Source organism: Desulfallas thermosapovorans DSM 6562 (assembly GCF_008124625.1).
In the GTDB taxonomy this organism is placed as follows: Bacteria; Bacillota; Desulfotomaculia; order Desulfotomaculales; family Desulfallaceae; genus Sporotomaculum; species Sporotomaculum thermosapovorans.
Genome location: NZ_VNHM01000011.1, coordinates 51,802 through 68,696 on the forward strand (window position 1 = coordinate 51,802; position 16,895 = coordinate 68,696).

General features: G+C 53.1%; 18 protein-coding genes. 11 read left to right on the forward strand and 7 right to left on the reverse strand.

The features are described from left to right. The first annotated feature begins 121 nt into the window (after positions 1-121). The 3 genes from LX24_RS10295 to LX24_RS10305 all read left to right on the forward strand — a co-directional run bounded on the left by LX24_RS10295 (position 122) and on the right by LX24_RS10305 (position 2,323). A complete protein-coding gene (locus LX24_RS10295) occupies positions 122-685 on the forward strand; it encodes a non-canonical purine NTP pyrophosphatase (RefSeq protein WP_166512074.1) in 564 nt (187 codons plus the stop codon). Next, positions 679-1,494, forward strand: coding sequence for an SIR2 family protein (locus tag LX24_RS10300; RefSeq protein WP_166512075.1), 816 nt, complete (start codon positions 679-681; stop codon positions 1,492-1,494). Before LX24_RS10295 ends, LX24_RS10300 begins: the two co-directional genes overlap by 7 nt. 253 nt (positions 1,495-1,747) lie before the next feature. After that, positions 1,748-2,323 carry a uracil-DNA glycosylase gene (locus tag LX24_RS10305; RefSeq protein ID WP_166512127.1) on the forward strand — a complete coding sequence of 192 codons (576 nt, stop codon included), beginning with the start codon at positions 1,748-1,750 and terminating at the stop codon, positions 2,321-2,323. On the opposite strand, the gene LX24_RS10310 is transcribed toward LX24_RS10305, so the two are convergent. Continuing rightward, positions 2,320-2,625: a DUF2508 family protein gene (locus LX24_RS10310; protein ID WP_166512076.1), complete on the reverse strand. Its 306-nt coding sequence runs from the start codon at positions 2,623-2,625 to the stop codon at positions 2,320-2,322. The two genes, LX24_RS10305 and LX24_RS10310, sit on opposite strands and share 4 nt — an antisense overlap. Positions 2,626-2,799: 174 nt before the next feature. On the opposite strand from LX24_RS10310, the gene LX24_RS10315 reads away from it, so the two are divergent. Then, positions 2,800-4,410 (forward strand): substrate-binding domain-containing protein, encoded by a 1,611-nt coding sequence (locus tag LX24_RS10315; RefSeq protein ID WP_166512077.1) that lies wholly within the window; start codon positions 2,800-2,802, stop codon positions 4,408-4,410. Positions 4,411-4,634: 224 nt separating this feature from the next. Next, positions 4,635-6,461 (forward strand): Ig-like domain-containing protein, encoded by a 1,827-nt coding sequence (locus tag LX24_RS10320; protein WP_166512078.1) that lies wholly within the window; start codon positions 4,635-4,637, stop codon positions 6,459-6,461. 197 nt (positions 6,462-6,658) lie between these two features. Here the strand turns inward: LX24_RS10320 and LX24_RS10325 are convergent, their stop codons facing one another. The 3 genes from LX24_RS10325 to LX24_RS10335 all read right to left on the reverse strand — a co-directional run bounded on the left by LX24_RS10325 (position 6,659) and on the right by LX24_RS10335 (position 8,034). Next, a complete protein-coding gene (locus LX24_RS10325) occupies positions 6,659-7,273 on the reverse strand; it encodes a DUF2269 domain-containing protein (protein WP_166512079.1) in 615 nt (204 codons plus the stop codon). A gap of 78 nt (positions 7,274-7,351) precedes the next feature. Next, a complete protein-coding gene (locus LX24_RS10330) occupies positions 7,352-7,612 on the reverse strand; it encodes a hypothetical protein (RefSeq protein ID WP_166512080.1) in 261 nt (86 codons plus the stop codon). Continuing rightward, a complete protein-coding gene (locus LX24_RS10335) occupies positions 7,612-8,034 on the reverse strand; it encodes an ArsR/SmtB family transcription factor (protein ID WP_243131701.1) in 423 nt (140 codons plus the stop codon). The genes LX24_RS10330 and LX24_RS10335 overlap by 1 nt, the downstream gene beginning before the upstream one ends. A gap of 239 nt (positions 8,035-8,273) precedes the next feature. On the opposite strand from LX24_RS10335, the gene LX24_RS10340 reads away from it, so the two are divergent. Together LX24_RS10340 and LX24_RS15170 are read left to right on the forward strand one after the other, a co-directional pair. Then, complete coding sequence (locus tag LX24_RS10340) at positions 8,274-8,717, forward strand: ankyrin repeat domain-containing protein (protein WP_166512082.1); 444 nt, start codon at positions 8,274-8,276, stop codon at positions 8,715-8,717. A 29-nt stretch (positions 8,718-8,746) separates the two neighbouring features. After that, positions 8,747-8,878 carry a hypothetical protein gene (locus tag LX24_RS15170; RefSeq protein ID WP_279233207.1) on the forward strand — a complete coding sequence of 44 codons (132 nt, stop codon included), beginning with the start codon at positions 8,747-8,749 and terminating at the stop codon, positions 8,876-8,878. 60 nt (positions 8,879-8,938) lie between these two features. On the opposite strand, the gene LX24_RS10345 is transcribed toward LX24_RS15170, so the two are convergent. Then, positions 8,939-9,409 (reverse strand): iron-sulfur cluster assembly scaffold protein, encoded by a 471-nt coding sequence (locus tag LX24_RS10345; RefSeq protein WP_166512083.1) that lies wholly within the window; start codon positions 9,407-9,409, stop codon positions 8,939-8,941. Between the two features lie 285 nt (positions 9,410-9,694). Here LX24_RS10345 and uvrB point away from each other — a divergent pair, with 285 nt between their 5' ends. From uvrB to LX24_RS10360, 3 genes are all read left to right on the forward strand, one after another. Then, positions 9,695-11,674, forward strand: a complete 1,980-nt coding sequence (gene uvrB, locus LX24_RS10350; RefSeq protein ID WP_166512084.1) for an excinuclease ABC subunit UvrB — start codon at positions 9,695-9,697, stop codon at positions 11,672-11,674. Between the two features lie 219 nt (positions 11,675-11,893). Further along, positions 11,894-12,160 carry an AbrB/MazE/SpoVT family DNA-binding domain-containing protein gene (locus tag LX24_RS10355; protein ID WP_166512085.1) on the forward strand — a complete coding sequence of 89 codons (267 nt, stop codon included), beginning with the start codon at positions 11,894-11,896 and terminating at the stop codon, positions 12,158-12,160. Beyond that, entirely contained in the window at positions 12,160-12,561 is a 402-nt protein-coding gene (locus tag LX24_RS10360) for a type II toxin-antitoxin system VapC family toxin (RefSeq protein ID WP_166512086.1), read from the forward strand. Before LX24_RS10355 ends, LX24_RS10360 begins: the two co-directional genes overlap by 1 nt. Before the next feature lie 86 nt (positions 12,562-12,647). On the opposite strand, the gene pssA is transcribed toward LX24_RS10360, so the two are convergent. After that, the gene (pssA, locus tag LX24_RS10365) at positions 12,648-13,181 is read right to left on the reverse strand and encodes a CDP-diacylglycerol--serine O-phosphatidyltransferase (protein WP_166512087.1); all 534 of its coding nucleotides are present in this window, start codon (positions 13,179-13,181) and stop codon (positions 12,648-12,650) included. Further along, positions 13,178-13,801 carry a phosphatidylserine decarboxylase family protein gene (locus LX24_RS10370; RefSeq protein WP_166512088.1) on the reverse strand — a complete coding sequence of 208 codons (624 nt, stop codon included), beginning with the start codon at positions 13,799-13,801 and terminating at the stop codon, positions 13,178-13,180. The genes pssA and LX24_RS10370 overlap by 4 nt, the downstream gene beginning before the upstream one ends. 254 nt (positions 13,802-14,055) lie before the next feature. On the opposite strand from LX24_RS10370, the gene uvrA reads away from it, so the two are divergent. Then, the gene (gene uvrA, locus LX24_RS10375; RefSeq protein WP_166512089.1) at positions 14,056-16,863 is read left to right on the forward strand and encodes an excinuclease ABC subunit UvrA; all 2,808 of its coding nucleotides are present in this window, start codon (positions 14,056-14,058) and stop codon (positions 16,861-16,863) included. Positions 16,864-16,895: the final 32 nt, after the last annotated feature.

Consider the following 16,895-nt stretch of genomic DNA (forward strand, 5'->3'; position numbering starts at 1 on the left):
CTGTACTGTTGTGTCTTGTCCCGCCCGGGCGTTGGAAGGGTTTTGAGGGTATAATAAAGAAATAATCATTAAGCTGTGTTATATTACCAGGGTTGTTTACCAAGAGGAGTATCTGCGATATATGTCAAAACCGATGCGTTTTGTAACGGGCAACCGGCAGAAGATAATTGAATATGAAAAACTGCTGGATCCATTCCAGTTTATACCGGTGCGTTTAAATGTACGGGAGCCCCAGGGGGACGACCAGCGGCAGGTGGTGCGCGGCAAGGTGCTGCTGGCCTTTGGTGAGAAAAGAGCCCGGCTATTTGTGGATCATACCGGCTTAAGTATAGAATCCTGGAACGACCTGCCCGGTGGTATGACCAGGGAGATGTGGGAGCAACTGGGGATGTCCGGTTTTTTGCGGCTGATGCAGTGTGAGACCAGCCGGCGGGCTACGGTGCGCACCATTATCGGTTATTGCGACAGCCGGCGCATTCACATATTTGCGGCTGAAATTACGGGTAACATAGCCACCGAGCCCGACGGACCCAGGGACACCTGGGAATGCTTATTTATTCCCGACGGGTGCGACAGCTCCCTGGCGGCCTTGCCGCTGGAAGAGAAATTGCAAATATCTGCCCGGGGCCGGGCGGCACGCCAGTTTAAGGATTTTTTGTCCCGTCAGGCGGTGAGGAAATGGTGAGATATGATGAACTGATGGACGAGTTGGCTCATGATATCCGGGAAAAGAAAATCATTCCCTTTGTGGGGGCCGGCCTGTCCCGCAACCTGGGACTGCCCGAATGGGATGTTTTAATGGCCAGGGTGGCCGAGGATTTGGATATTGATCCCGATATACTTTTGCTGCACGGGGATTTTTTGCAGATTGCCGAATACCATATTATCTGCCATGGCGGTAGTAAAAACCGGATCAGTAAAATTATCGACCGTAACCTGCGCTCCATCGAGGTGGATATTGGCGCTTCCGAGGCCCATAAATGTCTGGTGGATATGCGCTTCCCCAAAATATATACCACCAATTTTGATGAAATGATTGAAATGGCCTTCCGGTACCACGGCGTGCCTTATTACCCCATTGCCACGCTGGACGATATCCTGGCCGCCCCGGATAACGTTACCCAGATTGTCAAGTTTCACGGCACCCTGGATCTCGACGAAACACTGGTGCTGAGCGAGACGGATTATTACAACCGGCTGGACATGGAGGGTCCCCTGGATATAAAATTGCGTGCTGATTTGCTGGGCAAAACAGTACTCTTTTTGGGATACAGCTTCCGGGATCTCAATATTCGATACATGTGGAGCAAACTGTTCAAAGTCATGAAGTCCAACTGCAAGGCTTATATGGTGACCATGAAGCCCAACTATGTATTCGAAACGATATACGGTAAAAAGGGCATGAAGATAATCTGCCTGGATTCGGATGATTTTTGCGCTGATTTCACCGCATTCATGGTGGACCTGCGCAATCGCGTAAGGGGTCGGGCTTAAAGTTTTATAAAGTAACTGTATTATGCAAATAAACAAATATAAAATTTAACTCCGCACTGTTGTTCACAAGACCCGGACCCAGTGGAAGAGTCGCTGTAAATCAACATCAACAGGATGGCAACCAGTACCCCCTGTATTGGTTTAACTGGTTATTAGCGGGTGGCCGCCCCTTAAAGTAATGCTCTCTTGGACGGGGCGGGTGGCGCCGGCGGAAAATGAGGTAAATAAAGGTGTGGCTTGCGTGAATACTAAATTGGAACGTTGGAACCGGGTAAAGGAGGTATGTTTACGCTGCAGCGCCTGCCCGCTGGCAGCCCGGCGTACCAATGTGGTTTTCGGCGAAGGCGTTTTGGAGGCCCCGGTGATGTTTGTCGGCGAGGGACCCGGTGAGCAGGAAGATATACAGGGGCGGCCCTTTGTCGGCCCGGCCGGGCAACTGCTGGACCGGATGCTGGCGGCCATTGGTTTGGACCGGAAAAAAAACGCCATCATATGCAACATCGTCAAATGCCGGCCGCCCGGTAACCGGGTGCCCACCCCGGAGGAGGGTGAAAAGTGCCTGCCTTTTCTAAGGGCGCAGGTGGATATAGTCAGGCCCCGGATCATTGTATGCCTGGGGTCAACGGCGGTGCGCCACATTATCGGCCCCGAAGCGCGTATCACCAGGGTGCGGGGGCAGTGGGAGGAGCGCAAAGGGTTTTGGATCACCGCCACCTACCACCCCGCTGCACTGCTGCGGGACACTTCCCGCAAGGCCGAGGCCTGGTCGGATATGAAATCCATTCGGGCCAAGCTGGTTGAACTGGGTCTGGTGAACCATACCCTTTAGTTGGCTTGCTCCGTTGCATGGCATGCCTCGCCGCTTGTTGCGGTGACCGGTGGTGATTCCCATTGCCAGGCGGTGATATTTTGCTGTTTGGCTGCCTTTAGCAGTGCGATGTACTGCCTTTCACTTGCTTTAATCTTGTGTACCGTACAATCAATCATGTTTTTATCACTGATAAAATTAAAATCATGTTGGGCTTGTTTCCAATCCCGCCTGGCTGAGTTTACCGCCTCCAGCAGTCCGGGCGGTTCTTTTTTTAAAGGGGTCAGCCAGGACAAAAAACGTTCCAAATAATTACTATTCACGCCGCCACCTCCCAAAAAATACCTATGACTGATAGTTATGCCTGTTTATTCATATTTAGCACCCTTTTACCTTTGTATAAAGAATTGCCTTGGGGCAAAGCATAACTAGAGCTTTGTTATACAACACCGGGCTTGGAAAGGAAAACGAAAGGGAACTGATCCGGAGGTGGGTTGATGCGTGGCTTTAGGGTTGCGGATTGTTTAAGGTTAAATTATGTAATTGCCATACTTACCGTTGCCTTTTTGGCGGTACTGGCCATTATGCCGGGCTGCGGCAACCGGGAAGCGCAGCGCAAGCCCGCCGAACAGCCGGTAAGGATAGCCTTTGCCCTGGCCGACATAAACCGGGATGGCAACAAAACCATAAAAAAAGTGGTGGACCAGCAGAAAGAGCAATTGAATGCTGAAGTAACCTGGCTGGATGCCCGAAATGACCCCGCCCGGCAGCAGAAACAACTGGATGAACTGGCTGGTAAGCAAATTAAGGCGGTGGTGCTGCAGCCGGTTGATCCGGCCACAGCTTCGGGATTGGTGGAAAAATTGGCCCGGTCCGGGATCAAGGTGGTGGCGCTGGAAAATTTACCGCTAAACACCCCCGTAGAGGGTTATATTGCTTCGGACCATGCCATGGTGGGGCGTTTGCAGGCCCGTTTTGTACAGGAGGCGCTGGCCCGGGCCGCAGAGGCCCAGAGCGGAAAGTTCACCCCGCCCCGGGCGGGTACAATTATCCGGCCGGGTGATGAGCAAAGCGGGGCGTCCCGGGATGGACAGTTGCCATCCCAGGGCGGGTCGGAACAAGCCGGCGGGCAGCAGCAAGGTGCGGGTCAGGCTGCCGGCGGTGGCCGGCAGGGCGAATCCGGCCAACAGGGAGGCACCGGTGGTAGCCAGGGGAGCGGCGGCGGTCAGGGACAGGTTACCGGGGCGGTGGATTATAGTGTGGTGGCCCAGTTACCCCGCCACCGTCCCCTGAACGTGGTGATATTACAGGGAGATCCGAAGGATCAACTGGCCCGGGATATTACCGCTGCCAACCAGGCGGCGTTGCAGGGGCAAAAGGATGTCAAGGTTGTAAAGGTTTATGAACATCCCCGCTGGGACCCGTCCACCGTTGCCGCCGGCCTGGCGGAGGTCATGGAAAAGGAAGATCGTATTGATGTAATCCTGGCTAATGATAGTACCCTGGCCATGGCTGCGGTGGAGTTTTTAAAAATGGGCGGTATGGATAAAAATGTTTTAACCGTGGGGGTCGGGGCGGATGAAATGGCCTCCCGGGGGGTGGTCAGCGGCGAGCATGACGCCGAGGTGGATTTGCAGCCCGAGATGCTGGGCCGGTTTGCCCTGGAGGCGGCGGTGGGGCTGGCCAAAAACGGTTACTGGCAATACGGAGATAAGGTTAATAACGGGGATTACAGTGTGCCCGCCCGGATTGTGCCGGTGCGCCTGGTTACCGCCAGGAACGCCTACTTGCTGGAGGAGCGCTGGGAGGAGTTAAAGAAAGCCCGGGAGCAAGGGGGCGGCGGGCAGCAGCAGTCCCAGGCCGGACGGCAGGGCGGCGGGCAGGAACAGAGCAGTGTACAAAGCCAGCCGGGTGAGCAGAGCAAGCAGGACCGGGGTGGTCAACAGGGCGGTGGTCAGGGCAAAACAACACTGCGCATCACCACCCAGGACGGTAAAACCATGGAAGTGCAAATAGACGGTGAGGTAAAGAAAATAGAATCCGTAGGCCAGCAGGGCGGCCATGGCGATGGTCAGGGTATGGGTGACGGCGACCAGGGCGGTGGCTAGTGGATCACGCAGTGCGTAAGGAGGTTTATGATGCTGAAGGGGAAAAAGTAAGCGGGTCCTCTAAAACAGGGGAACCGCTTACTTCTTACCGCGGGTTTAATCCCCTTTGTTTTGCCGGTCTCTCAAAATCCCCCCGGGTATTTTTCCGTACTTATTTGATTATAGAATCCGGGATAAATGCCGATAATACAATTAGTTAATCAAATGCGGCAGGTGATTTTGATATGAAATTCGCAAAACGCGGTATCGTGATGTTGCTTGCGACCATGGCGGTAGTCTTTTTTACCGCTTTTCTAACCGGGCAGCCGGCGCTGGCTCGAAGCCCCGAAGTGGATGATCATTACCCGGACGGAGGTGACCGGGATGTGCCCATTGGCGTAACCATTTGGGTTGAATTTGACGAGGATATGGATAAGGATACTATTATCGATGGCATGACCCTCCGGGATGAAAACGGGCGGGATGTTTCCGGCAAAGTCAGTTATAACGATAAAGAACGACGGGCTTATTTTAAGCCGGGCAAGAAGCTGGAATACGACACCCGGTACCGGGTAAGGTTATCCAGCTCTATTGAGGATGTCAATGGAGATAATATAAGAAGTTACACCTTTTACTTCACCACCATGAGGTATCCCGTGTTGGTGGTCAATGGCATGGATGTCCCGGAGCAGGGGCTGAATGTAAACACCAGTCCTGTGAATATAACGGTGGATGCTCCGGGGGCCAGGGAAGTTGTTTTTGGGGCGGAAAGTTTGGAAAGGCGTGTTCGGAGCTATTACCTTAATAATTATCATTTAAAACCGGGCAAAAATAATTTGTCTTTCAAAGTCGTTTATGAATATGAAGATGAAAAAGGGAATACCAAGCAGGAAACGTTGTCCTTAAGCAGGAGTATCAATCTGGTCAACACCCTGGATGAAGGGGCCGTCATAACCCATGATTTAAGCAAAAGCAATAAAATCAGTTATTTTGACAAGCAGTTGAATATTGTTTTACCCGGCGGTTTTTATTTACGGCAGAATGGTGTTGCCGCCGGCAGCCAGTTGCTGGCCTTCAAGGCCGAGAGGGCATATAGCGTCAACGGTAGCCCTGTGGTGAGCTACTTATTTAACGTGGCTCACCTGCCTGGTAAAGATGGTGGCTATATTGAGGACAGTTTCAGGGATAGAATAACGGGTATTGATGTGCCTCCCGGGGGGCAAATTTCCCTGCCTGTGGATGGCGATTTAACTGAAGCGGCCTACAGAACTGTAACGGTTTTTTACGATCGGTACGATGGTATACCGGGTAATTGGGTCAACCTGGGAGGACGTACCGATGCTAAAAAGAGAACCATTACGGTGCCCTTTAAGGGGTTGGGCCGGTATGTGGCGGTTAATAAAGTGATGTCCTTCGTGGATATCGGAGCGGCCGGTCCCGCCCGCCATTGTGTGGAGTACCTGTGGGCCAAGGGCATAATGCAGCCTGCCGAAAACACGCCTCCGGGATACCTGGGGCTGGTGGACCAAAACGGCCGGCAGGCCGGCATCAGCCGGGGTGAATTTGTGGTGATGTTGAGTAAAGCCCTTGGTTTGGAGTTTGCGGAACCTTACGTGGGATTGGGGATCTTCAGTGATGTGTTTTATACCGGAGGAGGTTCCTTTGCGCAAAATCTGAACGGTCATGTGGTACCCGTTCCCCGGGACAGTGTCAAATATATCGAGACGGCAGCCAAAAACGGTCTGGTGGGGGGAGTCCGGGAAAAGGACGGGCGCTTTCTTTTTAAATATTTTGCCGCGTTGACCCGGGAGCAAGCCGCCAAAATTATCACCGCTGCGGCGGGGCCGGCAATAAGTGACTTTGACCAGCGGAAAACTCAGCTGGCGCTGTCGAAAATGTTTAAAGATTACCAGTCCATAAACCCGGGCTTGCAGCCCTATGTGCTGGCAGCGTCGCAAAGGGGCTATCTACAGGGCTATGATGACTATACTTTTCGCCCCAAACAGGCGTTGACTCGCATTGAAGCTGCTGAGCTGGTATATAACCTGATGGTTAAAAATAATCTGATGTAATTAGTGCAGGTAATCTTAACTGAAGTGGTGGTAATGGCAACAATTGCGGGCGGGCTTTGGTTTGAACCCGGTGGGTTTGGGAGTTGTCCCGGCCCACCGGGAATAATGGCATTCACCCGGCTTGTTATACATAATTACGCAGGGTATTCGATATGGAATACAATGCCGTGTAACAAGGGCGATTATGTTCCAGGCCATTATTGTGTCATTAACTGGTTATTTCCAAGTTGCTGGCTAGTTATTCTTTTCCCCCATGGTTTGAGATAAGAAATTATTACTAAAAAGAACAGTATAACAATACATATGGCAATGCCAATGAAAAGCAGCTGGCGGTCGGTAAGATAAGCCGGGTTTTGCAGGGGATGCATACCACTGGTGGCAAGGGCATTGTCTATCCAAATCCGCACATAGGTGCTGCCATAAATAATGGCGGCAATATTACCGATCCACTTGGCTAAGACCCAGTAATGCTTGGTTAGCCCGCCCCAATGCGTTCGCATGGCGAGCCAGATGCCGGTAATGAAAGAACCGAAGGCACCGGGAATGACCAAGAAATGATCAAAACGTTTTATGAATATATGGGAAGCATACACCAGGTTATTATCGGTGGTGAATTTCGTCAAAAGGGCCAGCAAGAACATCCCCAGTATTCCGCTTATATATATAACGACAAAAATCATGTGAATGATGAGCCACCAGTTTTTTTGTTTGATTTTCAATCTATTTTTCCTGAATTTGGCAACAAGCAGGGTAATACCGGTTATCACTAGAAGCACAGTGAACATAATTAAACCATAAATAAAAAGATCCATTTTCTCACTCCCTATCTTTAATTAAAGCCGGGTATATTATAATCCCTGATTATTGAGGATTTCTCCGGGGTTGTAGTTTCATTCTATTTCCCGGAGCATTTTTTCAATGGATGCTACCCGGGCGCGTAAATCGGCCAGATCATCTGAAATTTTCCTTTGCACCGCCACAGCTTCCTCCGCCAGCTTGCGATACGCCTCATCCCTGGCGATTTCCGCCTTGCTGGTTATTTTTATTTGATAAGTTCTGAAACCTTGCCAGGCCAGTACCACAGCCAGTGGCACCAGCAGTACAAGTATAAAAATCATTCCACCAATTGGTAAAATAACTTCTTCATTCATCAATTATCCCCCCTTTTGTCGCCGGTAGATTTACCGGCAGTGGTGCTACCGGCTTTTTGAATGGTTAGCGTCTTTACCGCTTCTGCGATGCTCTCCGGATTTAAAAGGATGGTAAAGGGTGCCAGCTCATAATAATTCATGGCTTTCCCGTCCTCCGCCAATTCCAGTTTGCTGGTTACTAATCCGGCGGTCTCTAATTTTTTTAGATGCATGTATAACAGCGGCCGGCTGATCTTTGCCTCGCGGGCAAGCCGGCTGACATGGATACGCCTGTCTTTTAACAGGGCAATGATTCTTAACCGGTGGGGGTTCGCCAGTGCTTCCAGTATTTTAACTAAATCGTCACCATTTATTTCCCATCCCCCCCTTTTAACGCTGGCGTATTGTGCTCCCGGGAGTTTTTGAGCAAACCGGTACTCCAATGGCATTGGACTTGTATGGTGGGTATAGAAATAGTATGTTTCACCTGTAATAAATATATTACAGGTGTTAGGTTTATGTCAATGTGAAAATTAATAAAAAGTGTATCAACTCCCGGCTTTCTTATCCAACGTTGCATGGTATGATATAATGATTTAATAATCTTGGTTAACTATTTGCCTGGTTAATAAATACGCCTGTCTTACTAACATGGCAATGGAAAGGATGACTCATGTTGGTAATGGATTGTGCAAAAAATCCCGAATTTGCCCGGGCAGCGTTGGCCCAAATGAATATGTCTTATGACAGTGAAACTTTTTTGAAGTGTGTGGAAGAAGGGAATACTGCTGCTGTCAAGCTCTTTTTGGCGGCCGGTATGCCCCTTGACGCCAGAACAAAGTATGATGCCACGGCATTTATGCTGGCGGCCCATAACGGCCACAGGGAGATACTGGAGCTGCTGCTGGACGCCGGAGTTAATGTGAACGCGGCCAGTGAGGACGGTGTTACTCCGCTGATGGCGGCTGCCCATCAAGGGCACACCGCTGTGGTGAAATTGCTGCTGGCCAGGGGAGCCGGTGTGCATGCCACCAGCAACAGCGGGTTGACGGCGCTGTTACTGGCCCAGGATAATGGAAACCCGGAGGTAATCCGGCTGCTCAGAGATGCCGGGGCCGGGAAGTAAAATAGGTTACCGGAGTAAGCATTGCTTTTATGAACTGGCCCCAAAGCCTGCTATCCATTATGGGGTACCTGAAAAGCCCTGTCATTGCCGGTCCGGGCAACTGTGCCGGCCGGCCTTTGGGGTGCTTGCGCAGGTGCCCGGTGTTGAAAGGTAATGAATAGACCACAGGAACAGTGCCTGTGGTCTTTATTTTGATCAGCGAAGAATTAATGGCATGCTGGTTAAGCCCGGTTGCTCCGGGCGATGATTTCCTGCATTATTTCATTGTTGATTTGATCGAACTCTTCCCGGGTGTTGATTTTTCTTTCCCTCAGGCGCCTGTTCAGCAGGTAGTCGTAAATCGCCTGGTGCACGGCCTTGATGGCCAGCAGGGAGCAGTGTTTTTTCTTCTCGGGCAGCCCGCCCAGGTACTCCACCACATCATCATCGTTTAATTGCAGAGCATAATTGATATCCTTGCCCCGGGTCATTTCAGTGACCACGCTGGAAGTGGCTATGGCCCCGGCACAGCCGTACACCCGGAATTTTATATCCTCTATGACATCCTTTTCTATGCGCAGGGTTATTTCACAAATATCACCGCAGCCGGCTTCACCCACCTTGCCGTAGCCGTTGTTGTTTTCCACCACCCCCACATTACGGGGATTTTCAAAATGGTCCAGGGTCAATTCGTTATATTCCAGTACAGACATGATAGTTCACCTCATTTACTTAGTGTTGCCTCAATTATACAACCTTTCGACTAATTATGAAATATGTTTCATTACTTCTATACATAAGTGTGTTATCCCGGGAGGGCTTACCTTTGGCATTAGGAGATCTATGTTGCCAGTGCGGTACCACCGGAGGATAAAACCACCTGACGCTATTATCAGGATAGAAAACGCTTTCTCCAGGCCGGAAATAAATTCCGGGCTGCACACAAGGGAGAATTTTTTGCCGTTGCCTGGTGTGATATAATTTAGCGGGGTGAGATTATGCAATTTGAATTAAAATCCTCCTATGAACCCCGGGGTGACCAGCCCCGGGCCATCAATGAGCTGGTGGAGGGGCTCGGTGACGGTTTGAAACACCAGACCCTGCTGGGTGTGACCGGCAGCGGCAAGACATACACCATGGCCCAGGTGATCCAGCGGGTACAGCGGCCCGCGCTGGTGCTGGCCCATAACAAAACGCTGGCTGCCCAGCTGTGCAGCGAGTTCAAGGAATTTTTTCCCCATAACGCGGTGGAATATTTCGTGAGTTATTACGACTACTACCAGCCCGAGGCCTATATTCCCCACACCGACACGTATATTGAAAAGGATTCCTCGGTGAACGACGAGATAGACAAACTGCGCCACTCGGCCACCTGCGCCCTGTTTGAGCGCCGGGACGTGATTATTGTGGCCAGCGTGTCCTGCATCTACGGCCTGGGTGACCCCGAGCAGTACAGCACCCTGGTGCTGTCGCTGCGCCGGGGCAAGGAATACGACCGGGATGCCGTGCTGCGCCGGCTGGTGGATATCCAGTACGAGCGCAACGATGTCAACTTCACCCGGGGTACTTTCCGGGTGCGGGGCGATGTGGTGGAAATATTCCCGGCGGGCAATTCGGAGCAGGCCATCCGGGTGGACTTCTTCGGGGACGAAGTGGAGCGGTTGCTGGAATTCGATGTGCTTACCGGGGAGATCACCGGGGAGCGGCAGCACGTTTCAGTTTTCCCGGCCAGCCACTACACCGTTTCCCGGGAGCGTATGGAAATTGCCATCGCCAGTATTGAAGAAGAGCTGGAGCAGCGCCTGGCCGAGCTGCGGGGGCGGGATAAGCTGCTGGAAGCCCAGCGGCTGGAACAGCGCACCCGGTATGATATAGAAATGATGCGGGAGATGGGCTTTTGCAGCGGTATCGAGAATTATTCCCGTCACCTTACCGGGCGGCAGCCCGGGCAGCCCCCGTACACGCTGCTGGATTATTTCCCGGATGATTTTATCATGTTTATCGACGAATCCCACGTCAGCATCCCCCAGGTGCGGGCCATGTACGCCGGGGATCGCTCCCGCAAAGAGTCGCTGGTGGAGCATGGTTTCCGGCTGCCCTCGGCCTTCGACAACCGCCCCCTCACCTTCGAAGAGTTTGAGGAGCGGCTGGGCCAGGTGATTTACGTGTCCGCCACCCCCGGTCCCTATGAGCTGGAGCACAGCGGCCAGGTGGTGGAGCAAATTATCCGCCCCACCGGCCTGGTGGACCCGGAACTGTTCGTACGGCCCACCCGGGGCCAGATTGACGACCTCATCAGTGAGATCAACCGGCGGGTGACCAGGCGGGAGCGGGTGCTGGTCACCACCTTGACCAAGAAAATGGCCGAGGACCTCACCGACTACCTGCGGGAATCGGGCATAAAGGTGCGCTATATGCACTCGGAGGTGCATACCATTGAACGGATGGAGATTATCCGGGATTTACGGTTGGGTACCTTTGACGTGCTGGTGGGTATCAACCTGCTGCGGGAAGGCCTGGACCTGCCCGAGGTGAGCCTGGTGGCCATACTGGATGCCGACAAGGAGGGCTACCTGCGCTCCGAGCGCTCGCTGATCCAGACCATCGGACGGGCGGCCCGCAACGTAAACGGCCAGGTGATCATGTACGCCGACAAAATCACCGATTCCATGGACAAAGCCATCAAGGAAACCGAACGCCGCCGCAAACTGCAGACTGAGTACAACCTGGCCCACGGCATCACGCCCCAAACCGTGCGCAAAGCGGTGCATGAGGTGATCGAAGCCACCAAAGTGGCCGAGACACCGGCGGTTTACGATGCCGCCATCGAAGCCAAAAAGGGCAAGCTGAGCAAGAAGGAAATCAAAAAACTGCTGGCCCGGCTGGAAAAGGAAATGCAGGAAGCCGCCCGCCGCCTGGAATTCGAACAGGCCGCCCAGCTCCGCGACGCCATCATCGAATTAAGGGGTCAGGCTTAAAGTTTGTTAAAGTAACTGTAAAATCAATATATTGGCAGTATCCCTTGATTCCAGAAAATTCCTCTGGTATAGTAAGGAAATAAGTAAGGATATAAGCTGCGTAATTTTACTATTGTGCTCTAAACTGCTATTGTGCTCTAACCCGCAGCTTGTTACCGGTAATGCTGTAATGGATAACCAGGCTTAGAAGGGAAAACCGGAGGAAAGGGGAGTTTTACCTTGCAGGCGGAAATGGTGAAGCTTACCAGCAAAGGACAGCTTACTTTGCCCAAGGAGTACCGGGATAAATTACGTTTGGATAAGGGGTCCAACCTGGCTGTTACCATCAAGGGAGACACGCTGCTGCTTAAGAAGGTTTATGATATTGCCCCTTTGAGCGAAAACGATCCCGTCTGGGATATGGTGGGAATCTTTGAGGACTGCAGCCGGGCCGCTGCAGTTTCCGTGGAACATGACCGCTGCGTGGCGGATGGGGAGTTGGGCTGATGGAGAAGATACTGGTGGATTCGGGGGCGATATTCGCCCTGCTTTGCCGGGATGATCAAAACCACCGGGCGGCGGTGGCCGTTCTGCGGAAAATGCAAAGCCGGCGGGCATTGCCGGTGCTGACCAATTATATACTGGCGGAAACCCACGCGCTGCTGGCCGCCCGCCTGGGGGCGGACGCGGCCAGGATGTGGGTGCGCAGTAATATCTGGCCGGTGGAACAGGCCGCCCGGGCGGATGAAAAACGGGCCATGGAAATACTGCTGTCCGGCCGGGGCGGGGAATGTACCCTTACCGACGCGGTTAGCTTTGCGGTGATGGAGCGGCTGGAAATGGATACGGCCTTCACCTTTGATATGAATTTTACCAGCTACGGGTTTAAAACGGCGGTGCCGGCTTAACCGCTTTGACCCGTTCCCGCCCGGTCACAACCCGTCCCCTTCGCGATGGCACAGCACTCTAAAGGGATGATACCCTTTTTCGAATATCAAACCTTTTTAATTTCCCGTTTACAAACCATCAGGTAACTTAACAGCAGCATGCCCACCGCCGTCAAATAGGGATGAATAATGACCATTTGAGTCTGAAACAAAGTCAGCAGGGCCAGTAAAAACCCGGCCGCGGTTATGGGCATGCCGACAAACACGTCTTGATAGTTCAGGATATTAAAGCGGGCCAGCCTGTAGGCGCCGCAGGTAACAAATATTACCGTCATGAAAAAGCCCAGGACAATGGTATCGGTGAAACTGAGCAGAAAAATACTGATGGCCGGGGCCAAACCGAAGGTTATCACATCGGCCAGTGAATCCAGTTGTTTGCCCATTTCGCTGGTTACCCGGTATTTGCGGGCCACATGGCCGTCCAGGCGGTCAAAGATGGCGCCGATGATGATCAATAGCCCGGCCAGGGTAAAATTACCGAAGGAAGCGGTTATAATGGAACTTAAACCCATGGTAATGTTGCACAGGGTTAAAGCGTTAGGCAGTTGGGTTATGGGCGAATTATCGTTATCATTAATCATTTTTTAACAACTCCTATTACAGTTATCCCCGCCTGTACCTTCTGGCCGGTTTGCACCGTTATTTGGGTGCTGGCCGGTACAATTATTTCCGTGCAGGAGCCGAATTTAATCAGCCCGAAAACCTGCCCCTGCTCCAGGTAGTCACCTTTTCGATTGTAAAATACGATGCGCCTGGCCACAAAGCCGGTGATTTGGTGGACCAGCACCTTGGTGTACTCGTTTTCTATACCCAGGGTGTTTCTTTCGTTAATTTCGGATGCATGACTTTTAAAGGCGGGCAGGTATTTGCCCGGCCTGTATGAGGTGTAGGTGATTCTACCGCTCAGCGGGCTCCGGTTGATGTGTACATTGAAGAGGGATAAAAATACGCTTATTTTTATCGCCCTGCCTTTGATAAAAGTGTCCTCTTGGATTTCTTGGATGGATTGTACCGTGCCGTCGGCCGCGGATAGAATATGATTGGCATTGGGAGTAATTTGCCTGGGGGGATTGCGGAAAAAGAATATGACAAATAGTAGTACCAGCAACGGTGGAATGGCTAATAAGGGTTTAAGGATATATAGAATCAGGCTCAGTAATGCTAAAAGAGCTAAATATGGAATGCATTCCCTGGCTAACATGCCTTTTACAGTCCCTCCGCTTAATATATTATACAAATGACCGGTGGTATTTGCCCTTTTTAGCCGGCCCAGTGTTATAATCATTGATACATCAAATGTTATGTTTACTAATTGTACCATAACACTGCATAATTTGATGTAGTAAAATGTTCTAGAGATTATTTTTTTTATCGACCCATTGCGCCCGGGCAGGTTGACAAATCATTTAACCCGCCTGGCGGGCCGGGTGATTTTTATATGTACGGAGGCTTTTTATGCAGGACAAAATTGTGGTCCGGGGCGCCCGCGCCCATAACCTGAAGAATATCAACGTGGAAATACCCCGGGACAAGCTGGTGGTGATCACCGGGTTGTCGGGGTCGGGCAAGTCCTCCCTGGCCTTTGATACCATTTACGCCGAGGGCCAGCGCCGTTATGTGGAGTCGCTGTCGGCCTACGCCCGGCAGTTTTTGGGGCAGATGAGCAAGCCCGATGTGGATTATATCGAGGGGCTGTCTCCGGCCATTTCCATTGACCAGAAGACCACCAGCCATAATCCCCGCTCCACCGTGGGTACTGTCACCGAAATTTACGATTACCTGCGGCTGCTCTTCGCCCGGGCCGGTCGGCCCCACTGTCCCAAATGCGGCAAGCCCATTACCCGGCAAACGGTGCAGCAAATTGTGGATCAGCTGCTGGCCATGCCCGAGGGAACCCGGCTACAGCTTTTAGCCCCGGTGGTGCGGGGCAAAAAGGGCGAGCATGTCAAGCTGCTGGAGGGAATCCGCCGGGAGGGGTTCGTCCGGGTGCGGGTGGACGGCGCAGTGCTGGATGTTAATGAGGAAATCAAACTGGATAAAAATAAAAAGCACACTATTGAAATCGTGGTAGACCGGGTGGTGATCCGCCCGGGCTCGGCCAAGCGGCTGGCCGACTCGCTGGAGACCGCCCTCAAACACGGGGCCGGGCTGGCCGTGGCTGCCGTGGTGGACGGGGAGGAAATTGTATTCAGCGAAAACTTTGCCTGTACCGATTGCGGTATCAGTATCAGCGAAATTGCTCCGCGGCTGTTTTCCTTCAACAGCCCCTTCGGAGCCTGCCCGGAATGCACCGGGCTGGGGTTTAAAATGGAGTTGGACCCGGATTTGGTGATACCCGACAAAAGCTTGTCGGTGCACCAGGGGGCCATTGAACCCTGGATGAAAAGTTTAAACGGTATGCGTTACCTGGAGGCTGTGGCCCGGCATTACGGGTTTGACCTGGACACCCCGGTGGGGGAGATGGACCCGGCCCATTTGGACAAGCTATTGTATGGTACCGGCAAGGAGATTATCAAACTGACTTTGATCAATTCAATGGGTATGGAACACAGCTACCGGTTGCCCTTCGAGGGGGTAATGAACAACCTGAACCGCCGTTACCGGGAAACCAACTCGGATTACATGCGGGAGGAAATCGAGCAGTATATGAGCACCCGCCCCTGCCCCGTGTGCCGCGGGGCGCGGCTCAAGCCCGAGGCGCTGGCGGTGAAGGTGGGCGGGCTGTCCATCAACCAGGTGGCCGCCATGCCGGTGCTGGAGTTGCGCGGCTTTTTGCAGGAGCTGGAATTGAGCGAGCGGGAGCGGTTCATTGCCCGGCAGGTATTAAAGGAAATTGATGCCCGGCTGGGGTTTTTGATCAACGTGGGCTTGGATTACCTGACTTTGGACCGGGCTGCGGGTACGCTGTCCGGCGGGGAGGCCCAGCGTATCCGGCTGGCCACCCAGATTGGCAGCGGGCTGGTGGGGGTACTGTATATTTTGGACGAGCCCAGCATCGGGCTGCACCAGCGGGATAACCGGCGGCTGTTGGATGCTTTGGAGCGGCTGCGGGATTTGGGCAATACGCTGATTGTGGTGGAACACGACGAGGAGACCATCTATGCTGCGGATCACATTATCGACATCGGGCCCGGTGCCGGGGAGCACGGCGGCCGTTTGGTGGCCTGCGGCACGGTGCAGGATATCATGGAAGCACCCGAATCCATTACAGGCCAGTATTTGAGCGGTAAAAAGTTTATCCCGGTGCCCGCGGCGCGCCGGCAGCCCAACGGTAAATCGATTACCGTGGTGGGGGCCGTCGAGCATAACTTGAAAAATATCGACGTGACCTTTCCCCTGGGACTGTTTATCTGTGTCACCGGGGTATCGGGTTCGGGCAAAAGCACCCTGGTGAATGAGATTTTATATAAAAAGCTGGCCCAGGAGCTGCACCGGGCCAAGGCCAAGCCCGGGGCTTGCCGGGAAATCCGGGGCCTGGAGCACCTGGACAAGGTGATCGATGTGAACCAGGCGCCCATCGGGCGCACGCCCCGCTCCAACCCGGCCACATACACCGGGGTGTTTACCGATATCCGGGATCTGTACTCCCAAACCCCCGAAGCCCGGGCCCGGGGCTACAAGCCGGGGCGGTTCAGCTTCAACGTCAAGGGGGGCCGGTGCGAGGCCTGCCGGGGGGACGGGATTATTAAAATAGAAATGCACTTTTTGCCCGATGTGTACGTGCCCTGCGAGGTGTGCAAGGGCAAGCGGTATAACCGGGAGACACTGGAGGTCAGGTACAAGGGCAAAACCATTGCCGACGTGCTGAATATGACGGTGGAGCAGGCCCTGGAATTTTTCCAGCATCTGCCAAAGATCAAGCGCAAGCTGCAGACATTGTTTGATGTGGGGCTGGGGTACATCCGCCTGGGCCAGCCCGCCACGGAGCTGTCCGGCGGTGAGGCCCAGCGGGTCAAGCTGGCCACTGAGCTGTCCCGGCGCTCCAACGGCAAAACGCTGTACATCCTGGACGAGCCCACCACCGGCCTGCATATCGCCGACATCCACCGGCTGCTCAACGTACTGCACCGCCTGGTGGACGCCGGAGACACCGTGCTGGTGATTGAGCACAACCTGGACGTGATCAAAACCGCCGACTACATCATCGACCTGGGCCCCGAGGGCGGCCACCGGGGGGGCGAAGTTGTGGCCACCGGCACCCCCGAGGAGGTGGCCCAGTCCACCACCTCCCACACCGCCCGCTTTTTAAGGGGTCAGGCTTAAGGTAGGGTAAAGAGGGGGAAGAGAAGGTGCTG